Raw genomic sequence first — 25,372 nt, 5'->3', positions numbered from 1 at the left:
CGGCCGCTGGCCGGCAACCTCGGGATCGTGCACGGGTGCAGCCGGCCAGCGGCCGGCTCTACCAGATCCAAGCATCATCGCAGGTGGTGGAAGGCGGTAGTGCCGGCCGCTGGCCGGCAACCTCGGGATCGTGCACGGGTTCAGCCGGCCAGCGGCCGGCTCTACCAGATCCAAGCATCATCGCAGGTGGTGGAAGGCGGTAGTGCCGGCCGCTGGCCGGCAACCGCAGGATCGCGCACGGGTGCAGCCGGCCAGCGGCCGGCTCTACCTCACCTTGGGCTCAACGCAGTGCCAGATCCACGGCGATGCCGGCAAACAGCGCGGCACCCACCCAGTTGTTGTGCAGGAACGCCTTGAAGCACGGGCCGCGCTCGCGGTTGCGGCAGATCCAGAACTCGTACACCACCAGCGCGGTGGCCACGGCCACGCCGGCCAGATAGTACCCACCCAACCCGCCACGCACGCCGACCAGCGCCATGGTGGCCAGGAACAGCGCGTACAGCACGCCCTGGATGACCAGATCGAGATCACCGAACAGGATCGCGGTGGAGTGCGAGCCCATCTTCAGGTCGTCCTCGCGGTCGACCATGGCGTACCAGGTGTCGTAGGCGGTGGACCACAGGATGTTGCCGGCGTACAGCAGCCAACCCAGCATCGGCACCTCGCCCTGCACGGCGGCGAAGGCCATCGGGATGCCCCAGCCGAACGACATGCCCAGGTAGACCTGCGGCAGGTGGGTGTAGCGCTTCAGGTACGGATAGCTGGCGGCCAGGAACACGCCGATGAAACTCAAGCCGATGGTCAGGCCGTTCAGGGTCAGCACCAGGCCGAAGGCCACCAGCATCAGCACGGCGAACAACGCCAGCGCGGCGCGGCCGCTGATTGCGCCGGTGGCCAGCGGACGCGCCTTGGTCCGCTCCACGTGCGGGTCGAGCCAGCGGTCGGCGTAGTCGTTGATGACGCAACCGGCCGAGCGGGTCAGCCACACGCCTGCTGTGAACACGAACAGCGTCCACAGCGGCGGCAGGCCGCCAGCAGCCAGCCACAACGCCCACCAGGTGGGCCACAGCAGCAGCAGCGTGCCGATCGGGCGATCAGCACGCATCAGACTCCAGTAATGCCGCCAACGCGGCGTCGCCGGCGACTGCGGCGAAGTGAGGGGGGTATCAGCCATGGCGATAGGATACTCCTGCCCCTCCGGCAGGGCTTTGCCGGTGGGGGGAGATTTGTTCGTCGAAACTGGATAGAATGCCGGTCCCGCACCGCTTCATGGCGCTGCGATGCCCGCCCCGGCACTGGCCGACGGCGCGGCGGTTCTACAACGCGCCCGTAGCTCAGCCGGATAGAGTAGTGGCTTCCGAAGCCATTGGTCGGGGGTTCGAATCCCTCCGGGCGCGCCATCTTCCCCTGTGTTGCCTGCACGCCGCCAGCCCGCGCTGGACGTTGCCGCGTGCTTCATCAACCCATGCACCATTACGCCACTTGCTGCGCTTCGTCACCACCCTCGACCATGGCGCACGCGCGCTCAGCGTCACCCCGCCAAGCCACTGCCCGCCACCCGCCATCGGCGGTGGTGCCGCTGTTCGAACAAGATGACCGTGCGCCGGTACTGAATGGCGAGCTTGATGGCATCCTTCTTTGCCTATGGCTCGACACCGGCCCACGCAATTCCCTAAGCCTGAGCAGCCCGTTCGTGTGCATCTATGGTCTGTCGGAGAAATACCACGCCAGTGAGGAAGCGGTGCTTGGATGGGGCGTGGTTGCCGCGTGGGGCGCGCGACCGACCCGGCTCGGCGATGCAGCGCATGGGCAGCATCGAGGTAACCGGCCTAACACGTGATCTACCCGGCACTGACAACGGAACGCTGGCCCTGGCCGACTACGGTGCGATCCTGGGCGGGAGTGCGCTGCGGTGCTTCTCCACGGGCATCGAGTATGACGCCAAACGTCCTTATCTGGTGCCAAACGCTGAAAGTACGCGGGCCGATGCCTTCGATCGCAGCGGGCTGTGGCTGCATGCCGAAGACGATACTTACACCGAAACCCGAGGCAGCGCGGCTCAGTCGTGCACAGGATACTTGGATGCTACTGCACTGACTGCCGTCGCGGTCTGACCAGGGGGCGAGGATACCTGGGAGAGCACGGCGTTCAGTTGAGTATGGGTACTGATTGCTTCCTGTTGAGTCCCTTGGCCCCACCAGTGTTCTCGTCCAGTGAGAGCTGCCGCACGCCACACGCCCCCCGTGATCTAGTCGGATACCGAGCTGGTGGGCGGACCGGGTGGCTGCGCTGTGGCCTGCTGATTAAAGCAGGCCCGATACGGATGTTATGGAACACACGCCGCACATGCGGCGTGTGCTACCGAACAATGGCGATCATGGAGGTAGCGTTCGAGAAGAATCAGCTCGGGTCCGACGCACGGGATGCTAGGGCAGACGGAGCAAACGTAGAGACCCGATGTGGATGGGGCTAGTTCTCCCATAGATGTGTCTTCTTGACCCGCCATACTCCCTCCTCTTTTCTCAAGAACACATCTGCGTTCTTTCCTGTCGGAGGGAATCCGATTTCCATGAAAGCAGCATCGTCATCAAAGTACAACTTCTCAATGGCAATGAATGGCGAAGTGCGATCATATGACGACGACTTTACGAACTGAAATCTCCCGCCGTTGGCTTCGCACAACGGCAATGAAGATGACGATTCATCGCCATCCCATAGAACGTTTATCCGTGAAGATCCCCATCCATCTCCTCCGTATGCAGAAAGCGCTGAATCCGAGGATGCCGCCTGGATGATTGCCACCGGATCATGACTACACGGAGCACCTCTTTCACTGGATGACTTTGCGCATCCAAATAGGGTAAATGCAATTATCAAGCACAAGCCAACGCGAAAGAGGTTAGTGTGAAGCAGGCCTTATGATCCCATAGACATACTCTTCATAGCTCCAACCCTCCTCGCCCTTGTACTGATTTTTGTTCCAGAAATACTCCGAGAAGTGAACCAACTCGTGCTCCAGTGTTCTTTCCAGCTTCTGCAGGAGTTCTGGGCTTCGGTCACCCGATTCGAAGCGGTCAAAATAGGTCTCATGAATAAATATCTCACCCGAGCCAGGCGCGTAACTACCATCGTCATGCCTCATGTATTTTGGCGTAATGACTGGCCCATCGCATTTCGATAGAAGCTGATCAAGATGCCCCTGTCCGATGTTTCCGTATCGCTGGAATCCATCATATTTGCGACTGGTCATTCGATCTTTCATTCCATTCAAGAATTCCGTCGTCGCGGGGTACTTCTTGCTGACCCACGAGTGATAGCGGAGAAGTCCTAATGGATCGACAAAGTCTAACGGATCATTTCCTGTGTACGCGTAGATTGAAGCTCCGCCTCTCAAACCGATCGGATCACTCTGCGAATACCGCCCCACCGCCGGGTCGTATTCCCGCTGGTAGTTGTAGAACAACCCACTCGCATCCGTGGCCTGCTGGCCGGGGAAGCGCAACGCCAGCTCGAACACCACACCATCGCCATCGGGGTCGGCACTCGGAATCTGGTTGCCGAACACCTCGCTCTTGTTGCTCCACTCCCAGATCGCGACATTCCGTACCGGATCGATCACCACGCGCGGTGTGCCCAGATGATCTGGTTGGACGTAGGCAAGTTCCGGCACGCCGGTGCCCGGCACGTTGATCAGCGCCACCGGGTAGTTATCCAGCCAGATGGCCTGCTGTTGCGCCTGCCCCGTGGCCGAGTAGTTGCCCAGCCACTGCCCGGCCTCATCGTACAGCGTGATCTGAGCTGCGCCACCGGCTGGAGTACGCAGCACGCGCTCGCCGCGATGGTTGTAACCGTAGCTTTCCAGCACGGCATCGCCCTGCTTCACCGCGTTCATGCGGTTGGCATCGTTGTAGGTGAACGCCTTGCTGCCGATGCTGGTGGTGTTGCCCGCTGCATCATGGTTGCGCGCTTCGCCATCCACGGCGGCAAGGCGATGGCTGGTTGCGGGATAGGTGTAGCTGGCAGTGCCCGCCGAAGTGGTCAGCGAAGCGCGATTACCGGTGGCGTCATACGCGTAGGTTTCGATCGGCGTGCCAGTCGCGCCGTCCTGGGTCTGGGTCAGGCGGCCCAGCGTGTCGCAATCGTAATTGGCCCGCGGGACAGAGCATAGCGCAATGGCTTCAGACCAACGGAAGAGGATCAGCGCATAATCCAGATCACGATCAGGGGAATCAGCGATATGAGATACACAAGGAACGAGAACCAGAACACCAAGAGGAACAACTTGCGCACTCCTGATGCGCCGTTATGAACCCGCTTCCATCCGCAGATCGGATACTTGGTTAAGAAATGATCTCGCTCCAGGATCGCAGGTCTGCCAAGGGTGTCCCACAGTTCAGGGGAATTTCTCCTTAACTCCCAAACCAGAAAAATTCGCGAAACGAAAGCTATCAACAACGTTGCGATAGCGAGCATGCAAAGGGCTTCAAAAACTGATTCTAATGACATTCGCATTCGCTCCAGGTAACTCCATTCCCCATGAATCTGCTTCGCCCAATCAGGTAGCTCGCCGAGGCATCCCCCCCCCCTGCCCCCCAATTCCAAATGAAGATACATCGCCAATCCTCAGGGTTGACAGAGAGCCCCCCCCACCGGCCGCTGCTCCCAACGAAAGAATGGAAGAAGCTCCGAGCAATTCGCTTGGATCGACATACATCAGGTTGCCTCCAGTGAGAGTGACATTAGAGACGGTGACGGAGATGGGAGATCCAGTGCCGACGCCAACCCCAGCAAAGCCGAGTTCGACGGACGCCTGACGGCCATTGAGACATTCGGACGTAAGGGTCAGTCTTGCACCACCCACACCACCTACAATCCCTACGCCAGTGCCCGCAAACGTCATGGTTCCAGTCCATGTCGCCAATCCGAGCGGGTCCGCTTTAGCCTGTGGAGTGAGATCCGCGTAACTGAAGGTTGAGATTCCCCCATCCAACCCAATTGGATCACTCTGCGAATACCGCCCCACCGCCGGGTCGTACTCGCGCTGGTAGTTGTAGAACAACCCACTCGAATCCGTCGCCTGCTGGCCGGGGAAGCGCAACGCCAGCTCGAACACCACACCATCGCCATCGGAATCGGCACTCGGAATCTGGTTGCCGAACACCTCGCTCCTGTTGTTCCACTCCCAGATCGCGACATCACTCACCGGATCAATCACCACGCGCGGTGTGCCCAGATGATCCGGCTGCACGTAGGCCAGTTCCGGCACGCCGGTAGCCGGCACATTGATCAGCGCCACCGGGTAGTTGTCCAGCCAGATGGCCTGCTGCTGCGCCAGCCCCGTGGCCGAGTAGTTGCCCAGCCACTGCCCTGCTTCGTCGTACAAGGTGATCTGCGCTGCGCCGCCGGCCGGGGTACGCAGAACGCGTTCACCGCGGTGGTTGTAACCGTAGCTTTCCAGCACGGCATTGCCCTGCTTCACCGCGTTCATGCGGTTGGCATCGTTGTAGATGAACGTCTTGCCGCCGATGCTGGTGGTGTTGCCCACCGCGTCATGGTTGCGCGTTTCACCATCCACTGCAGTCAAGCGATGGCTGGTTGCGGGATAGGCGTAGCTGGCGGTGCCTGCCGAGGTGGTCAATGCGATGCGATTGCCGGTGGCGTCATACGCATAGGTTTCAATCGGCGTGCCGGTCGTGCCGTCCTGGGTCTGGGTCAGGCGGCCCAGCGTGTCGTAGGCGTACTTGGCGAGCACCGCCGAGCCCGCGCCGTTCTTCAGTTCGGTGATTGAACCGACCGGGTCATAGCCATAGCCCAGCGACAGGCCGCCTGCGGCCGTGTCATGCACCGCCTGCGGGCGGTAATCCAGATCCAACGGACGCTGCAGCTGGCGGCCGTTGCCATAGGCCCAGCCGGTGGCCGGGCCGAAGGCCGCATAGGTCACGTTGTTCACCACGATCTGGCGCGCCTGGCCGGGGCGGGTCAGGCCGATCTGGCTGATGCGCCCCTGGGTGTCGCGCACATAGTCGGCCACGCTTCCGTCGGGGTACGTCAACGCCGTCAGGCGTCCCGACTTGCTGTAGGCATAGCGCAGGGTACTGGCCACCCCATTGAGCGTCTGCACCTTGCGGGTGACCTGGCCAAAGCGGTCATGGCAGTACTGGGTGCTGCCATTGGCGTGCAGCACCTGCCCCAGGCGCCCCTTGGCAAAGCGCTCGTCGGCGGTACACGCGGCAGGTGCCACGTCGTAGCTGTAGCCCACGTCCAGATTGGGGTCCGGGTAGGCGATGCCGATCAGGCGGTTGAGTGCATCGTAGTGATAGGTGGCGGTGATGCCGCGTGCATCGGTGGCCGTCTTGCGGTTGCCGGCGGCGTCCACGGTGAAGCTGCTGGCGCCACTGTCCGGGCTGACCTGCCCGGTCAGATCACCGAACCCGTTGTAGGCATAGGTCGTATGCAGGCCTTTCGGGTCGGTGACCTGGGTGACCTGGTCCAGCGCGTTGTACTGGCTGCGGATCTCCGCCGCCACGCCGCCGACATCCTGCCGGGTCTGCGCCAGGCGGTTGAGCGGGTCGTACTGCTGGCTGGTCACGCGCTGCAGTGCGTCGGTGATCGTCTGCGGGTTGCCGTTGGCATCGTAGGCAAAGCCGGTGGCGTGGTTGCCCGCATCCTTCAGCGCGGTCAGCTGGCCAAGCGTGTTGAACGTCCGCGCCAGGGTGCGACGCAGCGTGCCGCCAGTATCCAGCGTGTCTTCCTTGAGGCGGTTGCCGGCGTTGTCCAGCGTGTAGTGGATGGTGTTGCCAGCGCTGTCGGCGATATCCGTCAGCCGCTGCGCGGCGTCGTAGACGTAGGTGACGCTGCTGCCGTCGGGCTCGGTGACCTGCTGCACTTGGCCGGTCGGCCAGTAGCTGATCTGGGTAGCCCGGTCCTCGGCTGTGGTGGCACCGCGCACGGTGATCGAGGTCGGCCAGCCGCGGGGATGGTAGGTGTAATCAGTCACCACGCCGTTGGCGTCCTTGACCGACAATGGCCGCCCGAACGCGTTGTAGGCCAGAGTCTCGACCGTCTGGCCCAGCGCATTGGTCACGCTGCGCAGGTCGCCCTTGCGATAGGTGCAGGCACCATTGGCCGTGCACCCCGCGTCATCCGCGGTGTAGTAGGCATAGGTGGAGACATCCGCCACATCACTACGCGGGCCATCCACGCTACGCAGCAGTCCCATCAGCGGGCACTCCGGGCCCTCTGCCTCACAGTAGGTCTGCGTGGTGACGCGGGTGTCACCGGTCACCATGTCGCGCACGGCGATGGTGGTCGGCTGGAGGCGTGCATTGCGCACGATGCGGATCTCACGGTTACCGACGGTCTGCTGCACCAGCCGATTGCTGTCCATGGCCACGCGCATTTCGCTGACGCGCTGGTCCGGAGTACCGGCCGCTTCGGTGGTGGTGGTCACGCTGATGGCGCCTGTGGCAGCGTCGCTGGCCTCGGAATAGGCATACTGGGTGACAACGCCTCGGCGATCGGTCACCGACTGCAGCCGGCGCCGGAAATCGGTGCCCTCGGGCAGATAGGTGCGACTGATGCTGCCGTTGCTCTCGGTGACGCCGTTGACCTTGCGCGGAAGGCCGCTGGCGCCGCTGGCGGTCAATGCGTAGGTGCTCTGCTTGCCCAGTGCGTCGGTGACGATCGTGGTGCCTGCCAGGGTGTACTCCAGGCGCACGCCATCAATGCCCACGTCGGCCTGACTGCAATCGCCGGAATGGCGGCTGCAGGTGACCCGCCCCTTGACGTCGTAGCCGTACCAGCTGTAACGCTGGTTGCCCTCGGCGGTAATGCCGGTCAGGTAGCCCGGGAAGCGGGCGTCCTCATAGTGATACGTGCGGCTGGCACCGTCTGCGTAGGTCGCACTGATCAATTCCCCGGCCGGGGAATAGGCGTAGCTCACCACGGGCTGGCCGGCGATCACCAGGGCCGAGATCAGCGAATCGTCACCCGGCGCGAGATACTGGACGTCCACGCGCCGGCCGGTTGAATGGGTGATGCTGAGCAGGCGGCCACGGCTGTCGTGCGCATAGGTTAGCGAGGTTCCGTCTTCGAAATCGCGGCGCTGCATCAGGCCGCCGGCATCGAACTGAATGCGCTCCTGAGCCCGCGACAACAACCATAGGCTCCCCTGTTGAGCCACGCGGTCCCCACTGCCATCCATTGCCTCATACACCGCTCCCACCTTCTTGAAGGCGAGCTGGCCACCCTCAGCGTCAATCAAACCCACCTGGACTTCCGAACTCGGTGGAAAGTCCGTGTCGTCAACGCCGAGCGTCAGGCGAATGTTGTGCGAGTGCGTCCATCCTTGGCCCATGGCTCCGCCGCTGGTGCCGGTCAAGGAATGATACTGGCGATCGAAGCGGACCCACCCGAGATCAAGGTCCGCTTCCGGCTGAGACTTGTCGCCGGTGGTGGGGTCGCACGGATTACCGACTTTGCACTCCTGCGGCGGCAAAGGAGAAGTCCAGTACGCCAGCAGCATTGCCATGTTTGGGTCGTCCTGCTGGATCAGGGCACACATGCCCAGGTTCTCGTCCCACATCATCGTGGGGTGATTCATGCATTTTGCGGTTCTACTCCGATAGGCGTGTTCCCAAAAGACCAGCTCCGAGCAGGCCTTGGTCCCCTCGTAGTAACTGTTTTTGACGAATTTATAGCGTTTGCTCTCGTTGATGACGCTGCCGTCATCTCCCACTCCAAGCCCGCCAACCTCCTCCCAGGCCTCTTCAGTCATGACGGTGGCAGCGCACCGCGGATCGCTCGCATTCTTCGACAGGAACATGCTGCGGACGGCATCCTCCGTGGCGTACTTCTGATGGTTCTGCTCATACACCCAATCCGTGGTGACGATCTTCTCGGGCTTGACGCGATAGTCATAGATCGTCTTGTTAGGAAGGGCCCTCTGGCGCTTGACCTCCCAAACGAAAGGCTTATCGACCTCATACTCGGCGAAGAAGGCCCGTATGTCTTTCTGGACAGCCGCCTCCGTGGAACGGGGCTCTCCCATCGAGAAGTAGCTTTCCCATTTCTTCTCGATCTCCTGCGCCTGCACGCTGGACGTCGAGCACGCCAGCACGAACAGCGCCAGACTGATGAGCGAAGTGCCAGAGTTTGCCTTCAACATCCCTGTTCTCCTTCCTGGACGGACACAGCGCCGGCGGGAACGAGAACGTGGGGCAGCAGCCTCCTCACGTCATGCTTCGGATCGTCCCTGGTCCGGAATGCGGCGTGGCCGCATGGGGACGTTATCTCCGATGTGGTTTACACATCCAAGTCAAAAACTGTGGAATGAGTCGAATTTCAGAACTTTCTGATGCGGGGGGGGGCGTGTCGGAAATGCAGCCAAGCGTGGGCTCGGCTCTACAAGGCGAATGCCCCAGAAACAGAAACGCCGGGCATCGCCCGGCGTTTCCGTCACCGCATGGAAGGGGTAAATCTCAGTACTTCCCATCAAACGCAAAGATCGGCTTGCGCTGCTTCCACGCGCCAGCAGTAAAGTCCGGGAACTCCAGGGTCTGGAAGCTGTTGGCGATCGACTGCTCGCTCAACGGTGTAATGGCACTCCAGGTCACCGCGTCGTAGATGTCGATCGGCATCGGCGCCTTGGCCTTCAGCGCTTCAACAAAGGCATGGATGACGAACCAGTCCATGCCACCATGCCCTGCACTCGCGGCGGTGTCGGCGTTCTGCTTCCACAGCGGGTGCTCGTACTCGTCCTGGTACTTCTTGAACTCTTCCCACTGGTGCGGCGGGCTGCGGCCTTCGATGTGGATCGAATGGTTCACGTCCATCCACAGGCCCTTGGTGCCCTGCACGCGGAAGCCCATCGAGTACGGGCGCGGCAGCGAAGTGTCGTGCTGCAGCAGGATGGTCTCACCGTTCTCGCAGGCCAGCGTGGTGGTGACGATGTCGCCCAGCTTGAACTTCACCTTGGTGCTGGGGTGGGTGGTGCCACCACTCTTGGCAACGGTGTACTCGTGCAGGCCACGCGCCTTGGTCGCGAAGGCATTGATATGGGTGAAGCGGTTGCCACGGTTGATGCCGGTGTACATCGCGCACGGGCCGATGCCGTGGCTGGGGTACAGCTCGCCGTTGCGCTGCACCGAATGCTCGGTGCGCCAGCGGGCTTCGCTCCAACCCTTGGGGCCGAACTCCACGCCGCTGTCGTAGGGCTGGTTCGGGTCGCCGGAATTGAACTTCACCCCACGCAGGTCGTGCTGGTAGCCGGCCTGCAGATGCACCAGCTCGCCGAACAGGCCCTGGCGCACCATCTGCAGCGCGGCCATCACGTCGCGGCGGTAGCAGACGTTCTCCAGCAGCATGTAAGGGGTACCGGTGCTCAGCTGGGTCTTCAGCACGTCCCAGTGGTCCTGCAGGGTGATGCCGGCCACCACTTCGCAGCCCACGGCCACGCCGGCCTGCATGGCGGCGATCGCCATCGGTGCGTGGTACTCCCACGGCGTGGCGATGATCACGCCATCGATGCCCTTCTGTTCCAGCAGGCGCTTCCAGGCGTTGGTATCGCGGTCCTGGCCGTAGGTCTTCGGGGCCGGCTTGCCGGCCTTGGCCACCATGTCCATGGCACGGCCGAGCATGATCGGTTCGATGTCGCACAGCGCGACCACCTCGACATCGTCGCGGCGCACCAGCTCCTTCAGCAGCACAAGGCCACGCATGCCGGTACCGATCATGGCCAGGCGCACTTTGCGCCCGCGTGCCCACGCCGGGGTCTGCGGCAGCAGGCTGCTGGCGGCGACAGCGGCACTGGCCGCGATGAATTCCCTACGCTTCATGGCAAACATCTCTCCTCTTGGCGGCGAGCCGGCCGTAGCCGGCCCGCCGGGTAACGCAAACGGAATTACTTGAAACGGTAGCCGATGGTCACACTGTAACCACGACCGAAGATGGTGGCGTAGTCACTGGAGTCACCCAGGAAGCTGTTCGGATCGTAGAACGGCAGGCGGTTGAACAGGTTCTTGACGGTGAAGCTCAGGTTCCACGCGTCATCCGGGCGCCAGGTGACACTCATGTTGGCAGTCCACCACGACGGCGCACCATCGCACTTGCTCTTCTGCAGGGCCAGGTAGCCGCCGGTGCAGGTTTCCTTGTTGTTGCTCACCTCATCAACCTGGTCGGTGGCCCACTTGGTGCCGCCCACGTAGTTGACGAACATGCTGGTGGTCACCTGCTTGTAGGTCCAGTCGGCATTGAGCGTGGCACGCAGGCGAGGGTTGTTGTAGTAGCCGACCACGTCGCCGTAGTACCAGCCGTTCTCCGCATCCATGTAGAAGCGGTTGCGGTTGGCGATGGTGGCGGCCAGGCCGATGTTCAGGTTGCCCCAGTCGCCCAGCGAGAAACGGCTGCGCGCATCGATGTCGAAGCCGTCGATCAGGGTCTTGCCTCGGTTCTTGTACTGGCCCACCACGCTGGCCACGTTGCCGGCCGAATAGCCCGGCAGCACCGACGGGCAGCTCACGCCACTGGCCGGGTCGGCACACATGGCCGCCAGCTGCGCCAGGTTGGCGCGGTCGCTGTCGGTGATCGGCGAGCGCGACATCGAGATGATGTCTTCCATGCGGCGATAGTCCGGCGCGACGATTTCGTTGTTGCGGTAGATGAACCAGTAGTCTGCCGACACCGACAGCCAGCTCGCCGGCTCGTAGACGAAGCCGAGGGTGGCGATCTTCGCCTTCTCCGGCTTCAGGTCCTTGTTCGGCTGTGTCATGCGGGCCACGGTGCGGCTGCAGTCGACGTTCAGCATGTTCTTGCCGAGGTCGACATCACCCGGCCGCTGCGACTTCAGCAACAGGTTGGCGATGGCGTTGGTCTCGTTGCAGCGCAGCTCGTCGCGGAAGCCGCCCAGCTGGGCGAACACGCCGCCATTGCCGGACTCGGCCAGGCTCGGTGCACGGAAGCCGGTGGAGTAGGTACCGCGCAGCATCAGCTGCTCGAACGCCTGGTACTTGAAGCCGATCTTCGGTGCCACGTTGGCGCTGAAGTTCGGGTACTTGTCCACGCGCACCGCCGCATCCAGTTCCAGCTTGTCGGTGATCGGCGCCACGGTTTCGGCAAACAGCGCGTAGGTGTTGCGCTTGCCGTCAAACCAGGAACCGCCCTGCTGGGTGATCAGACCGTTGGCGGCGTCGGCGTTGCCCGGAGTGTAGAAGGTTTCGCGGCTGGCGTTGAAGCCGAATGCCGCACGCATCTCGCCGGCCGGCAGCTGGAACAGCGGGCCTTCGATCTTGCCGTCGAGGGTGTGCAGGCGGGTCCACGACTGGATGTCGAAGGTCGGGAACGCTTCACGGATCAGCGCGGCGTTGGCTTCGCTGATCTCGCCGAACTTGTACGCCGGATGGTCGGAAATGATCACGCGGCCGGTGCCCGGATCAATCGTGTACGGGCCGAAGGCCTTCTCGAAGCCCTTGGTGTTGACGTTGATCGTCTGGTAGGTGGTGGAGTGGGTGCCGGCGCTGGCGAACGCGGTTTCCCAGTTCCAGTCGCCCCGGTTGCCACGCGCACCGGCCAGCACGCGGTAGCTCTTGTCGGTATTGCGCTGGCCGAAATAGTTCGGGCCGGCATCCTGCAGCAGGTAGTTCAGGCCGACCACACCGCCCATCATCGCCTTCATCTGCGGGCTGGCGTGGTTGTATTCGTTGTTCGGGCCCAGGAACGGGTACAGGAACTGGTTGACGGTGTTGCCGGTATTGCGCGAGAACCAGCTGGTCGGGTTGCCGGTGGTGGTGCCGTAGGTGCGCGGCGTGCCGCCGTTGGCGCGCAGGTCGATGTCGGTGTAGGTCGCCTCGGCGAAGATCTCGGTGCTGTCACCGACCAGGAAGGTGCCGTTGAGGTAGGCGGTGTTGCGCTCGGACTTGGCACCGGCGTCGATCTCGTTGTTCATCCAGGTTTCCCAGACGCAACGCGGACCGGCCGCTTCACTGGTCAGCACGTTCCTGCAACCCGGCGCAGCTTCCTGCACGCGGCGGCCGGTGACCGGATCGAAGGCGAAGTAAGTGCCCGGATTGAATTCACCCGGCTTGCTGCCCACGCCCAGGCGCAGGTTGTTGAGGTAGTTCGGATTGTTGACGTAGTACTGGTCGGGCCGCTTGTCGTAGAAATCGCTCAGCGGGATCGCGTCGCGGCGGTACATGTTCACCGCGCCGTAGATGTTGAAGCGGTTCTCGGCCAAGTCACCGAAGCCGGCGGTGATGCTGGCCTGGCGTTCGCCGTAGGAGTCGATGCGCGAAGAGGTGTCGTTGGTGAAGCTGACCTCCGCCCCCTGGAAGTTGCGCTTGGTGATCACGTTGATCACGCCGGCCACCGCGTCGGTGCCGTACACCGCCGAGGCGCCGTCGGTCAGCACTTCCATGCGCTCGATGGCCGCGGCCGGAATCGCATCGATGTTGACGAACTGGGTCTGGAAGCCGGCCGGTGCACCGTAGTACGACAGGCGGCGACCGTTCAGCAGCACCAGCGTGCCCTGGGCACCGAGGCCACGCAGATTGGCCTGCGAGGCACCATCGGAACCGGTGAACAGCGAACGCGCGTCCTGCTGCGCCGGGCGGGCGGCCGGCAGATTGTCGAGCACCTGCAGCAGCGTGCGCGCACCCATGTTCTGGATGTCCTGCTTGCTGATCACCTGCACCGGCGAGGCGGTTTCCACGTCGGTGCGGCGGATGTTGGAACCGGTGACCTCGATGCGGGCCAGGTCGGTGGCCTTGTCCTTGCTCTCCTGGGCGAAGGCAGGAACGGCGACCGACAGCAGCACGCCGGCGATGGCCAGCGACAGCGGAGCGATCGAACGACAGGGGGGGCGGTGGTGGCGGGCGGGCAACATCGGGGTTCTCTCCTGGCAGGGGTGCAGCGCAATAAGTGAGCGCGTGGGCGTTCGGCGGGCAAAACGCTCCCGGGCCACGGCCACGAGGGCCGTAGTCGGAATGGGCGGGGGGAGGAGCGGTGTTACGAGGGGGTCATGGGGCGACGATGCTGGCGGAGTCGCCCTCCTGGCCGATCAGTACGGCATTGGCCCAGTTGGCGCAGACCTGGGCGGGTTGACTGCCCTGCGCACCCAGCGTGCGCAGGCTCAGGGTGGAAAGGCCTCGGATGTCCAGCTCCGGCTTGACCACGCCGGGTGCCTTCACCAGGCCGCTGTCATACAACAGGCGGTTGTCACCCCAGACCTGGAACTGCAGGCCACCGGCGGTGCGGCAGGCGTCGTCGATGCCGAGGTCGGCACGCAGCAGGTGCCAGCCGCCCTGCAGGCGCAGGTCGATGCGGCTGTTGGCGCCGACGCCCAGGCCACGGCGGAACTGCAGGCCGTTCATGCGCATGCCGGCGTCGCCACGGAAGGACTGGTCGGTGCGCACCTGGCTGGCCAGCGCGGCCGGCACCGGCAGCTCGGAGAGATAGCGCTGCCGGGCCGGTCGCTCCGGTTCCTGGTGTTCGAGGATGTGGAAGGTGGACAAGGCGATCGGGCCGACGTCGCGTGGCTGCAGTGCATCGAATGCGCGGGCGCTGCCCTGTGCGGCGGTGACCATCGGGTCGGTGCTGCTGGCGCCGTCGCCTTCGGGGTTCTGCACGCTCAGCACGCGGAAGCGCAGCAGGCGCCCGGCATGGGCCGGGAACGCGATGCGCTGCACGCCCTCCTTCAACTGCAGGCGGCCACGTGCGATCGGCTCGCCCCACTCGCCATTGCTATCGCCCAGGTACACCTCGTAGTCGCGCACCTGGCCGTGCTTCCAGTTCTTGTCGTTGCGCGGCGCGATGTCGATGCCGTCGATCATCCTGCGCTCGCCGAAGCCGATCACCCACTCATGCGCACCGGTGCGCACGGCCTGGTTGCGCACACTGCGGAACCAGGTGGCCGGATCGTCGTCGAAGGCATTTTCCAGCGCATGGCCAGGCTCTTCGGCCGGGCGGTTGACCACCAGCAGGCTGTCGGCCGGCAGTTCGCGGCCCAGCACCGGCGCGGCCGGATAGGCATCGTCGGCGGCCGCAGCGACCACCGCGAAGTCCAGCTGCAGTTGCAGCGGCTGGCGGATGTCCTGGGTAGCGGTACGCACGTGCAGCGTGCCACGGCGCTCCTTGGCATCGAAGTACCAGCCTTCAGCCGCACCGTTGAACGCCGCCGCATCGGCCAGCGCCGGCAACGCGCGGCCACCGGCCTGCACCGCACGCGGCGCCTGGCGGCTGAGCACGCGCAGGCCATAACGACGCTGCGCCAGCTGGCCGTTGTACTGGCCCTGCACCGGATCGATCTGCACCTGCACCGGGCCACTGCCCTGCGCCGGCGCCTGTACTCGGATCTTCTGCGTGCTCGACTCACCCTGCTGGTAGCGGCGCGTGTTGCCATCGTCTTCGTACAGCGTGTACTGCGACTCGCCCTGCGGGTACAGGTCGAACGTCACTTCATCCAGCGGCTTCTCGCCGTCGAACAGCATCGACGGGTACATCGGCAGGATCGCACCGGCACGCACGAACACCGGCAACGTGGCCAGGTCCACCTGCCGGTCGAGCTGGCGGCCGTCGGCGCCGGCCTGCACGCGGCGGCCATCCCAGTAGTCGATCCAGCCGCCGGCCGGCAGGTGGATGTCGCGGCGCCAGCCACGGCTGGCGGCCTGGCTGCGGTACACCGGCGCCACCAGCAGGTCGCGGCCAAGCAGGAACTGGTACTTGTAGGTTTCATCCTGCGCATGCGGGTCGCGCGGGTTGTCCCACATCAGGCCGCGCACCGGCGGTGCACCGGTCTGCGCGGCCTCGTGCACCAGCCCGTACATGTACGGGGTCAGGCGCATCTTCAACTTCAGGTAATCGCGGTTGATGCTGCGATAGGGCTCGTCGTACCACCACGGGTGCTTGCGTGCGTTCGACGACCAGCCGCTCATGCCCATCAGCACCGGGGTGAAGGCTTTCCACTGCAGGTCGCGGGTGAAGGTTTCGGCGCTGCCGCCGAAGATCGCATCCACATCGCCACTGGCGTAGGCCATGCCGGACAGGCCCGAACCGACCAGGGTCGGCACGTGCCAGCGGATGTAATCCCAGCTGCTGCTCTGGTCGCCGGTCCACGCCACCGCGTAGCGCTGGATGCCGGCCCAGCCCATCACCGTCCACAGGAACGGGCGCGAATCGGAACTGTCGAGGATGCCGTTGAACGCCTGGCGGTTGGCGTCCATCGCGAACTGGTAGCCCTTGCCGGTCCAGGCCACGTCCAGCTTCTGCACGCGGCTGCCGGCCTTGCCCACTTCCCAGGCGATCTTGTCGACGCCGTTCTCGGTCCACAGACCGGTGCGGAAGCCGTACTTGGCCAAGCCCTGCACGGTTTCCGGCAGCTTCTTGTAACCGCAGCCGTAGCCATCGTTGGGCAGGATCCAGCCACCGGGCATGTCGTGGGCGCGGTACTGCTTGGCCACCGAGTCGATCACATCCGGCGTGGTGCCGGTCGGGCCGTCACTCCAGCCTTCGGGCACGGTGCCGGGCTTCTTGGCATTGTCACCGTCGTTGTAGCAATCGGCATCGCCGTAGGACAGCGCCCAGCGCGCGACCATGTTCGGGCGGCCGGTCAGCTGGGTGTAGCGCTCGATCAGTTTCGGCAGGTCGGCGCCGACGAAGTAATAGGCATCGAAGCGGTCTTCGCGGTGCAGCAGCGTGGCCTGGTCGGCCTCGCGCAGATCGTAGCTGCCATCGCTCCAGGTGTTGCGCAGCATGCCCCAGCCACGGCTGCTCAGCAGCATCGGTGCAGGGCTGGGGCGGTCGCCCTCTTCCCAGCCGCCGGAGTAGGACACGTCCAGCTCGCGGCCCTTGAACTGGTAACGGCCGTTCTGCTGGCCGCCACCGAAGTAGCCCTCATCGGCCTGCGAGGACAGCACCTGCACGCTCTGCGTGGCATCCAGGTCCAGCGGCTGCAGTTCCTGCCACAGCGCGGTGGGCTGGCCGTTGTCCAGGCGTTCCAGGCGCATGCGCAGCGGCTGCCGCTGTACATGCAGGATCAGTGCATCGGTGCGCACGCGGATTTCCTGTGCGTCTTCTTCCAGCTGCGCCTTCACGTTCGCCTTGGGCTGCGGCAGCACGATCGGTGCGGCCTTGTCGCCGGCACCGGTCAGCGTGCCGTTGCGGCCGGCCTGCACGCGGATGATGTCGGTGGCCGGCAGTTCGATGCGGATGCGCGCGCCCTTGTCGGTCTGCAGGTCCCAGCCCTGCACGCCGTCGCCGCTGGCGCTGGCGGCAACCGAACGCAGGTTGCCGACCGGCTCGGCCTGGGCCGGCATGGACGCCAGCATCAATGCCGGCAACAGGGCCAGCATCAGCGGCGAGCGACGAACGCAGTTTTCCACGCGGACTCCCAACCCGTTCACCGGGCGTTTCGAAAGCGATTGGGCCGACTCTAGGGCAGCGATTCGAAAGATGTCAACAAATTGAAAGGAAAAAGGAAGATATATTCCATTGAAACGAAAGTTGTTGCGCCGCAATACTTTGTGTAATCGCTTGCAGACGCCTGTTAAGCATTGTGCGATACGGCATTTGGCGAATTCTTGCGTTTTCCGACGTGCTCTGGGCAGAGCGAAGTCGGCGTCACATTTTCTTTCTTTTTACTTTCGCTATTTGACATTTCGAAAGAAAACACAGATGGTGCGCTGGCCCAACTGGAACCTCCGAATGGACGTCACCCTGCTTTCCGATGTGTCCGCCTGGCAGCGCCTTGGCGGAGCCGATACCGCTACCGAAATCGCCCAGCAGCCTGCGCTGTGGGAAGCCCTCGCACAGGACCTGTCGCGTGCCCGCGACCGCCTGCAGGCCTTCCTCGGCGACAGCCTCAACGATCCCAACCAGCGCGTGCTGTTCACCGGCGCCGGCAGCTCCGGCTTCATCGCCGAAATGGTGGCCGACGCGATCAACGCGCAGTGGCCAGCCGATGTGCGCGTGGTGCACACCACCAGCCTGCTGACCCACCCGGCGCTGTACCTGCAGCGCGACCGCCCGACCCTGCTGGTCTCGTTCGGCCGCAGCGGTTCCAGCCCGGAAAGCGTGGCGGCGGTTGACCGCGTGCGCAGCGACGTGGATGACGCGCGCTTCCTCGACATCACCTGCAACGCCGATGGCGAACTGGCCCGCCGTGGGGCCGGCCGTGCCGATACCTGCACCCTGCTGATGCCGTCGGCCAGCTGCGACCGCGCCTTCGCCATGACCAGCAGCCTGACCTGCATGCTGCTGGCCGCGCTGACCGTGTTCGATCGTTCGCCGTGGGATGCGCGCGTGGCGCGCCTGAAGCAGATCGCCGCGCTGGCCCGCGAAGGCCAGGCGCAGTGGGACGCACCGGTGGCGGCGCTGGCGCAGCGCCCGTTCAACCGCATCATCTACCTCGGCAGCGGCCCGCTGGAAGCACTGGCACGCGAGTGCGCGCTGAAGGTGCTGGAGCTGACCGCTGGCCGCGTGCTGGCGCTGGCCAACACCCCGCTGGGCTTCCGTCATGGGCCGAAGTCGACGCTGGATGGCAACACCCTGGTGGTGGTGCTGCGCAGCGTGCAGCCGCTGGCGCGCCGCTACGAACAGGACCTGCTGGAAGAACTGCGCCGCGACGGCGTGGCCGGCCAGGTGCTGGCGATCGGCCCGCATTCGGACATCGGCGCCGATGACGAATACACCCTCACCGTGCCGGCACTGGACGACCCGTGGCTGGCGCCGGTGTGGCTGGGCTTCGCGCAGCTGTTCGCGCTGCAGCGCTCGGCCGCGCTTGGCCTGACCCCGGACAACCCGTTCCCGGATGGCACCGTCAACCGCGTCGTCAAGGGCGTCACCATCCACCATGGCTGAGCTGATCGCCCACGCCTGCTACGGCATCGACATCGGCGGCACCAAGATCGAGCTGGTGGCGTGCGATGCGGCGATGCAGGTCACCTGGCGCCGCCGCGTGGCCACCCCACAGGGTGACTACGACGGCTTCCTGCAGGCGGTGGTGGCGCTGGTGGCCGAGGCGGACGCCGCCCTCGGCCGCAGCGATGCGGCCATCGGCATCGCCCTGCCCGGCGTGCGTGACCGCCGCAGCGGTCGCCAGCTCAGCGCGAACGTGCCTGCACTGACCGGCCAATGCGTGGCGCAGGATCTGCAGGCACGCCTGCAGCGCCCGCTGCACTTCGGCAACGATCTGCAGTGCTTTGCCCTGTCTGAAGCGCACGGCGGCGCGGCTGACGGCTACCCCAGCATGTTCGGCGCCATCCTCGGCACTGGTGCCGGCGGCGGCTTCTGCCTGCACGGCCGGCTGCTGTCCGGCTTCAACGGCCTGGCCGGCGAATGGGGCCACTGGAGCGTGCCCGGCCATCTGCTGCAGCGCCATGGCCTGCCGCTGCTGGACTGCGGCTGCGGCCTGCAGGGCTGCGTGGAGCGCTATGTGTCCGGCAGCGGTGTGGCGATGATCGAGCGCCACCTCGGTGGCAGCGCCGCCGACGCCAGCGCCGTGATCGCCCTGGCCGAAGCCGGCGATGCACGTGCGCGCAAGGCGCTGGACATCCACCGCGATCTGCTTGGCCACAGCCTGGCCGCGCTGGTGCTGGCGCTGGACCCGCACGTGATCGTGCTCGGCGGTGGTCTCTCGCAGTACGCGCCGCTGTACCAGCAGCTGCCGTCGGCCATCGCTGCCCATCTGTTCAACGGCGTGCAGGTACCGCCGATCGTGCCGCCGCGCTTCGGCGATGCCGGTGGCGCACGTGGTGCCGCCCTGCTCGCCTGCCAACCCTCGTTTTCCTGATGTCCGGAGCCTGACCATGTCCCCGTTGCAGACCCTGCTTGCCTCCCACCGCGCCGGTGCCAACGTCGGCCTGTACAGCGTCTGCTGCAGCAACGAGCAGGTGCTGCGCGCGGCCATGCACGTGGCGCTGGCACACGGCACCGTGCTGCTGGTCGAGGCCACCTCCAACCAGGTCGATCAGTTCGGCGGCTATACCGGCATGACCCCGCCGCAGTACCGCGACTACGTCGGTACCCTGGCCGATGAGGAAGGCTTCCCGCGCGAGCGGCTGATCCTCGGCGGTGACCATCTTGGCCCGAATGCCTGGCAGAAGCGCCCGGCTGCCGAAGCGATGACCCACGCGCGCGTGCTGATCGAAGCCTACGTCGCCGCCGGTTTCCACAAGATCCATCTCGACTGCAGCATGTCCTGCGCCGATGACCCGGTGCCGCTGCCCGATGCCATCGTTGCCGCACGCTCGGCCGAGCTGGCCGAGATCGCCGAACGCACCGCCGCCGAACACGGCCTGCCGCCGCCGGTCTACGTGATCGGTACCGAGGTGCCGATTCCCGGTGGAGAAGCCTCGCTTGCCGAGGGACTGCAGGTGACCACGCCGGCCGCCGCCGCGCAGACCCTGGCCATCCACCAGCAGGCGTTCGACACGCCGCAGCTGCGTGATGCGTGGCAGCGCGTGATCGCGATGGTGGTGCAGCCGGGCGTCGACTTCGACCACAGCAGCGTGCACGAATACGACCCGGCCGCCGCCAGCACGCTGGCCGACTTCCTGGAACAGCAGCCACGCATCGTGTTCGAGGCGCACTCCACCGACTACCAGCGCGAAAGCGGCCTGCACGCGCTGGTGCGCGACCACTTCGCCATCCTCAAGGTCGGCCCGGCGGCGACCTTCGCCTACCGCGAAGCGCTGTTCGCGCTGGCCGCGATCGAGGCAGAACTGCTGCCGGCCGCACAATGCTCGCGCCTGCCGCAGGTGCTGGACGAGGTGATGGTGGCGCAGCCGAAGTACTGGCAGTCCTACTACCAGGGCGATGAGGCAGCGCTGCGCCTGCTGCGCAGTTACTCCTTCAGCGACCGCTGCCGCTACTACTGGGGCGAGCCGGCCCTGGTACAGGCGGTGCAGACCCTGTTCGCCAACCTGGAACAGCACGCGCCGCCGCTGGTGCTGCTCAGCCAGTACCTGCCGGAACAGTACCGCGCCGTGCGCGAAGGCGCCCTGGCCAACACCCCCACCGCACTGGTGCAGCACCGTATCGGCCTGTGCCTGGGTGAGTACGCCCGTGCCTGCAGCGCCAACCAGGCCGGAACCCGCACTCACCACGCAGGTTCGGCTGCCGCCGTTGCTGCGAACGGCTAATCTCTACCTTTCCCCGCGACACCGAGAATGGCCATGCGCAACACCCGCTCCCGCCGGCAACAGATCCTGCAGCTGCTGATCGAGCACGGCTCGGTGCAGGTGGCCGATCTGGTCGAGCGCTTCGGCGTGTCGGCGGTGACCATCCGTGCCGACCTGACCCATTTCGAATCGCAGGGCCTGGCCAACCGTACCCACGGTGGCGCCACGCTGGTGCGCACGCCGCCGCAGGAACAGGACATCCACGAAAAGGACGCACTGAACCTGCCGCTGAAGGAATCGATCGGCGCGTGTGCCGCGCGCCTGGTACGGCCTGGTGACAACATCATCATCGACTCCGGCTCGACCACGATGACCCTGGCCCGCCACCTGCGCACGCAGCGCGACGTGACGGTGATGACCAACGGGCTGAACATCGCCTGGGAACTGGCCAACGCGGCCGGCATCAACGTGCTGCTGACCGGCGGCCTGCTGCGCCAGCAGTCGCTGTCGCTGCAGGGCAGCCAGGCCGAAGCCAGCCTCAACTCCTACAGCTTCGACACGCTGTTCCTGGGCGTGGATGGCCTGGACCTGCAGTTCGGGTTGACCACCCATGACGAAGCCGAAGCCCGCCTCAACCATCGCATGGTCGAGCGTGCACGCCGTATCGTGGTGCTGACCGACGCCTCCAAGTTCGGGCGCGTCAGCCTGCACCGCATCGCCCTGCTGGATCAGATCCACACCATCATCACCGATGCCGGCATCGACGACGTCTCCCGCGAGGGCCTGCAGAGGCTGGGCATCGAAGTGATCATCGCCGAGCCCGCCACATGACCGACACCCGCTCCCTGCATGGCCGCATCCTCACCCCGCTGGGTTGGCGGCGTGGCCACGTCCACTTCGATTCCCACGTGTGCCAGCTGCAGGTGGACGACCACAGCGGCGCTGACGATCTGCAGCTGCCGGTGATCCTGCCCGGCTTCATCGACCTGCATGTGCACGGCGCTGCAGGGGTGGACCTGATGCAGGGCGGCGACGTGGCGCGCACCATCGCCCGCACCCATCTGCGCTTCGGTACCACCACGCTGCTGGCGACCACCATGACCGCCGGCCTGGATGAGATCGAGCACGCGCTGCACGGCGTGGCCGCCACCATGGCCGCACCCGATGCAGACGCCGCCAGCATCGTCGGCGTACATCTGGAAGGGCCGTTCATCAGCCCGCAGCGGCTGGGCGCGCAGCCCAACCGCACCATCGAGGCGACGCTGGCGCTGGTACAGCGGCTGCACGCGCTGGCGCCGATCCGTGTGATGACGCTGGCGCCGGAGATCGGCGAGCACACCGCGCTGATTCCCGCGCTTTCGGCGATGGGCATCCGCGTGCAGCTCGGCCACAGCGCCGGTACCTACGAAGAAGGTGTTGCTGCGCTGCAGGCCGGTGCCTCCGGCTTCACCCATCTGTTCAACGGCATGACCGGCGTCGATCACTATCGCCCGGGCATCGCGGCGGCGGCACTCGCGCATGCGCAGTACGCCGAGATCATTCCCGATCTGCAGCACATCCATCCCGGCGTGATCCGCCTGGCCGCGCGCGCGATCCCGCGCCTGTACGCAGTGACCGACGCGACTGCCGCCACCGGCATGCCCGACGGCGAGTACGCACTGGGCGAGCAGCGCGTGCACAAGTGCGGCGGCTGCGTGCGCCTGGCCACGGGTTCGCTGGCCGGCAGCGCGCTGACCATGGACCAGGCGCTGCGCAACCTGGTGCAGGTGGGACTGGAGCTGGCCGATGCCTCGCAACGTGTCTCCACCTTCCCGGCCGACTACCTGGGCCTGGGCGATCGCGGCCGCATCGCGCCCGACGCCCGCGCCGACCTGGTGGTGCTGGACGCCGAACTGCGCCTGCAGCAGGTGGTGGTGGGTGGGCGCGTGGTCGATTTGAACGCAACACCAGCCTGACGCACCGTGCCTTCGTAGAGTCGAGCCATGCTCGACTGCTCTGCCGCGCCATGCGCGGTCAGTCGAGCACGGCTCGACTCTACAGAAAGCAATCCGCACCGAAACATCTCCTGGGATATGCCGATGACTGCACGCACCGCTCCGCGCTGGCCCGTACGCTACCTGCTCTTCATCGGCGGCCTGGGTGGCCTGCTGTACGGCATCGACATCGGCATCATCGCCGGCGCCCTGCCCTATCTCGAAGCAACTGCCAGCCACGCCTGGCAGCTCAGCAGCCAGCAGCTCGGCTTCGTGGTGGCAGCGGTGCTGCTGGGCAGCGTGCTGTCCTCGCTGTTCGCCGGCATGGTTGCCGACCTGATCGGCCGTCGCGGCGCGATGCTGCTGGCCGGCCTGCTGTTCACCGCCTCGATTCCGATCATGGCACTGGCCTCCGGCTACACGCCGCTGCTGCTGGGGCGCCTGCTGCAGGGCATCAGTGGCGGTTTGATCGGCGTAGTGATTCCACTGTACCTGGCCGAAGTGCTCAGCCCCGAGCGACGTGGGCGCGGTGCGGCGATGTTCCAGCTGCTGCTGACCGTTGGCCTGGTGCTGGCAGCCCTGATCGGCCTGTACCACGCTCACGCCGTGGATGCCGCCGCCGAAGCCGTGCGTTCGCTGCCGGTCGCGCAGCAGGCGCAGGAACTGTTCACAGTGAAGGACCACGCCTGGCGCACCATCTTCTGGACCTGCCTGGCGCCAGGCCTGCTGTTCTGCGCCGGCATCTTCTGGCTGTCCGAATCGCCACGCTGGCTGGTACGCCGCGGCCGCATCGATGAAGCCCGCCGCAGCCTCCAGCGCGTCCTGCCCGCCGCAGATGTCGAGCCCACGCTGGCCCAGATCCAGGCGCCGGAATCGAGCAGCAGCGACGGCAAGCGCGATCCACTGCTCAGCCGCCGCTACGTGGTGCCGTTCCTGCTCGCCTGCGTGGTGCTGGCCTGCACCCAGGCTACCGGCATCAATTCGGTGCTGGCCTACGCGGTCAACATCCTCAACCAGGCCGGCCTGTCCGGTTCAGTGGCCAACGGCGCCGACGTGGCGATCAAGCTGCTCAATGCGGTGATGACCGTGGTCGCGTTGCTGCTGGTCGACCGCAAGGGCCGCAAGTTCCTGCTGATGCTCGGCAGTGGTGGCATCTGCATGGCCCTGCTGGCCGCGGCCGCGCTGTTCTTCCAGGCCGAGCGTGGCCGCGCCGATGTGCAACCGCAGCTGCAGGCGGCGGTCAGCGGCGATGGCCTGCAACTGGTTCTGGATGACGCGCAGTGGCAGCGCCTGGGCGCGGGGATCGACCGCGAAGGGCGGCCGATGCAGCTGACCGTCTCCTATGCCTACGGTGATTTCACCAACGTGCGCGCCCTGCGCAGCGACAACCTGACCGATCGCGAGCTGCGCATCGAGCGCGCCGGCACTGTGCAGCCCGACAGTGTGATTGGTGCGTTCTTCCGCAAGCTGCATCTGAACCCGTTCGCCGACCCGGCCAGTGCCGCGCAGGCGCCGCTGCGCATCGAACAGGCGCGCATCGGCCCGGTGCCGCCACCGGCACACGGCTGGGCCGTGGCCGCCTGCATCCTGGTGTTCGTCGCGTTCTTCGCGGTCGGCCCCGGCGTGTGCGTGTGGCTGGCACTGTCGGAGCTGATGCCGAACCGCATCCGTTCCAATGGCATGAGCATCGCGCTGCTGATCAACCAGTTCGTGTCGACCACCATCGCCGCCATCTTCCTGCCCACGGTGGGCCACTACGGCTACGCCAGCATGTTCGTGTTCTGGGCGGCGTGCACCTTCGTGTTCTTCCTGGTAGCCGCGTTCTGGCTGCCGGAGACCAAGGGCAAGTCACTGGAGGAGATCGAGGCACGGTTCGCGGGAAAGCGGGGCTGACAGCGCCTGCACCTGGCGTCGGCCATACCCCATGACATGCCAACGGGGTATGGCCCGCCGATGACGGTATGGCACGCCGATGGGTGCGGCACGCAGACCGGGTAGAGTCGACTGTTAGTCGACTGCTCTTCGCTCCAACACCAGGAACGCCGCGCTACGCGCGTGAGTCGACTAACAGTCGACTCTACCGCTGCCATCACTTCCCGGTGATATGCCTGGCCAACGCCTGCGCCTCAGGTCGCTGAGGCTGTGGCACGCCGATGGGTACGGTACGCAGACCGGGTAGAGTCGACTGTTAGTCGACTGCTCTTCGCTCCAACACCAGGAACGCCGCGCTACGCGCGTGAGTCCACTAACAGTCGACTCTACCGCTGCCATCACTTCCCGGTGATATGCCTG

At 65.2% G+C, this 25,372-nt stretch carries 12 protein-coding genes, 1 tRNA gene and 1 pseudogene; 8 read left to right on the top strand and 6 right to left on the bottom strand.

Going from position 1 to position 25,372, the window contains the following annotated elements:
• Positions 1 to 280: 280 nt before the first annotated feature.
• On the bottom strand, positions 281 to 1,174 hold the full coding sequence (ubiA, locus tag AC5P7E_RS20545) for a 4-hydroxybenzoate octaprenyltransferase (protein WP_005411493.1): 894 nt from the start codon (positions 1,172 to 1,174) through the stop codon (positions 281 to 283).
• Positions 1,175 to 1,323: 149 nt separating this feature from the next.
• On the opposite strand from ubiA, the gene AC5P7E_RS20540 reads away from it, so the two are divergent.
• Positions 1,324 to 1,400: transfer RNA gene (locus tag AC5P7E_RS20540), tRNA-Arg, on the top strand.
• A gap of 405 nt (positions 1,401 to 1,805) precedes the next feature.
• Positions 1,806 to 2,114, top strand: a complete 309-nt coding sequence (locus AC5P7E_RS20535) for a hypothetical protein (protein WP_141098048.1) — start codon at positions 1,806 to 1,808, stop codon at positions 2,112 to 2,114.
• A 785-nt stretch (positions 2,115 to 2,899) separates the two neighbouring features.
• Here AC5P7E_RS20535 and AC5P7E_RS20530 read toward each other — a convergent pair.
• The 5 genes and pseudogenes from AC5P7E_RS20530 to AC5P7E_RS20510 all read right to left on the bottom strand — a co-directional run.
• Positions 2,900 to 4,150 (bottom strand): annotated as a pseudogene (locus AC5P7E_RS20530) (RHS repeat-associated core domain-containing protein); the annotation flags it as partial.
• A gap of 405 nt (positions 4,151 to 4,555) precedes the next feature.
• Entirely contained in the window at positions 4,556 to 9,166 is a 4,611-nt protein-coding gene (locus tag AC5P7E_RS20525) for an RHS repeat-associated core domain-containing protein (RefSeq protein WP_231347348.1), read from the bottom strand.
• A 313-nt stretch (positions 9,167 to 9,479) separates the two neighbouring features.
• Positions 9,480 to 10,835, bottom strand: coding sequence for a Gfo/Idh/MocA family protein (locus AC5P7E_RS20520; RefSeq protein ID WP_099523855.1), 1,356 nt, complete (start codon positions 10,833 to 10,835; stop codon positions 9,480 to 9,482).
• Positions 10,836 to 10,900: 65 nt separating this feature from the next.
• Positions 10,901 to 13,876 (bottom strand): TonB-dependent receptor, encoded by a 2,976-nt coding sequence (locus AC5P7E_RS20515; protein ID WP_197596126.1) that lies wholly within the window; start codon positions 13,874 to 13,876, stop codon positions 10,901 to 10,903.
• A gap of 133 nt (positions 13,877 to 14,009) precedes the next feature.
• Positions 14,010 to 17,369 (bottom strand): TIM-barrel domain-containing protein, encoded by a 3,360-nt coding sequence (locus AC5P7E_RS20510; RefSeq protein ID WP_114619014.1) that lies wholly within the window; start codon positions 17,367 to 17,369, stop codon positions 14,010 to 14,012.
• Between the two features lie 322 nt (positions 17,370 to 17,691).
• Here AC5P7E_RS20510 and AC5P7E_RS20505 point away from each other — a divergent pair, with 322 nt between their 5' ends.
• The 6 genes from AC5P7E_RS20505 to AC5P7E_RS20480 all read left to right on the top strand — a co-directional run bounded on the left by AC5P7E_RS20505 (position 17,692) and on the right by AC5P7E_RS20480 (position 24,973).
• The gene (locus tag AC5P7E_RS20505; RefSeq protein WP_005411499.1) at positions 17,692 to 18,846 is read left to right on the top strand and encodes an SIS domain-containing protein; all 1,155 of its coding nucleotides are present in this window, start codon (positions 17,692 to 17,694) and stop codon (positions 18,844 to 18,846) included.
• Positions 18,839 to 19,777: an ROK family protein gene (locus AC5P7E_RS20500; protein WP_024958683.1), complete on the top strand. Its 939-nt coding sequence runs from the start codon at positions 18,839 to 18,841 to the stop codon at positions 19,775 to 19,777. The genes AC5P7E_RS20505 and AC5P7E_RS20500 overlap by 8 nt, the downstream gene beginning before the upstream one ends.
• A gap of 16 nt (positions 19,778 to 19,793) precedes the next feature.
• Complete coding sequence (locus AC5P7E_RS20495; protein WP_049395701.1) at positions 19,794 to 21,128, top strand: D-tagatose-bisphosphate aldolase, class II, non-catalytic subunit; 1,335 nt, start codon at positions 19,794 to 19,796, stop codon at positions 21,126 to 21,128.
• Between the two features lie 33 nt (positions 21,129 to 21,161).
• Positions 21,162 to 21,938: a DeoR family transcriptional regulator gene (locus tag AC5P7E_RS20490; protein ID WP_005411502.1), complete on the top strand. Its 777-nt coding sequence runs from the start codon at positions 21,162 to 21,164 to the stop codon at positions 21,936 to 21,938.
• Positions 21,935 to 23,062 carry an N-acetylglucosamine-6-phosphate deacetylase gene (gene nagA, locus AC5P7E_RS20485; RefSeq protein WP_005411503.1) on the top strand — a complete coding sequence of 376 codons (1,128 nt, stop codon included), beginning with the start codon at positions 21,935 to 21,937 and terminating at the stop codon, positions 23,060 to 23,062. Before AC5P7E_RS20490 ends, nagA begins: the two co-directional genes overlap by 4 nt.
• 123 nt (positions 23,063 to 23,185) lie before the next feature.
• Positions 23,186 to 24,973 (top strand): MFS transporter, encoded by a 1,788-nt coding sequence (locus tag AC5P7E_RS20480; protein ID WP_062605835.1) that lies wholly within the window; start codon positions 23,186 to 23,188, stop codon positions 24,971 to 24,973.
• Positions 24,974 to 25,372: the final 399 nt, after the last annotated feature.

The organism is Stenotrophomonas sp. YJH_SMC_25 (assembly GCF_059369595.1).
Note: the sequence above shows the minus strand (reverse complement) of the source record. Positions and strands in the feature narration are given on the sequence as shown.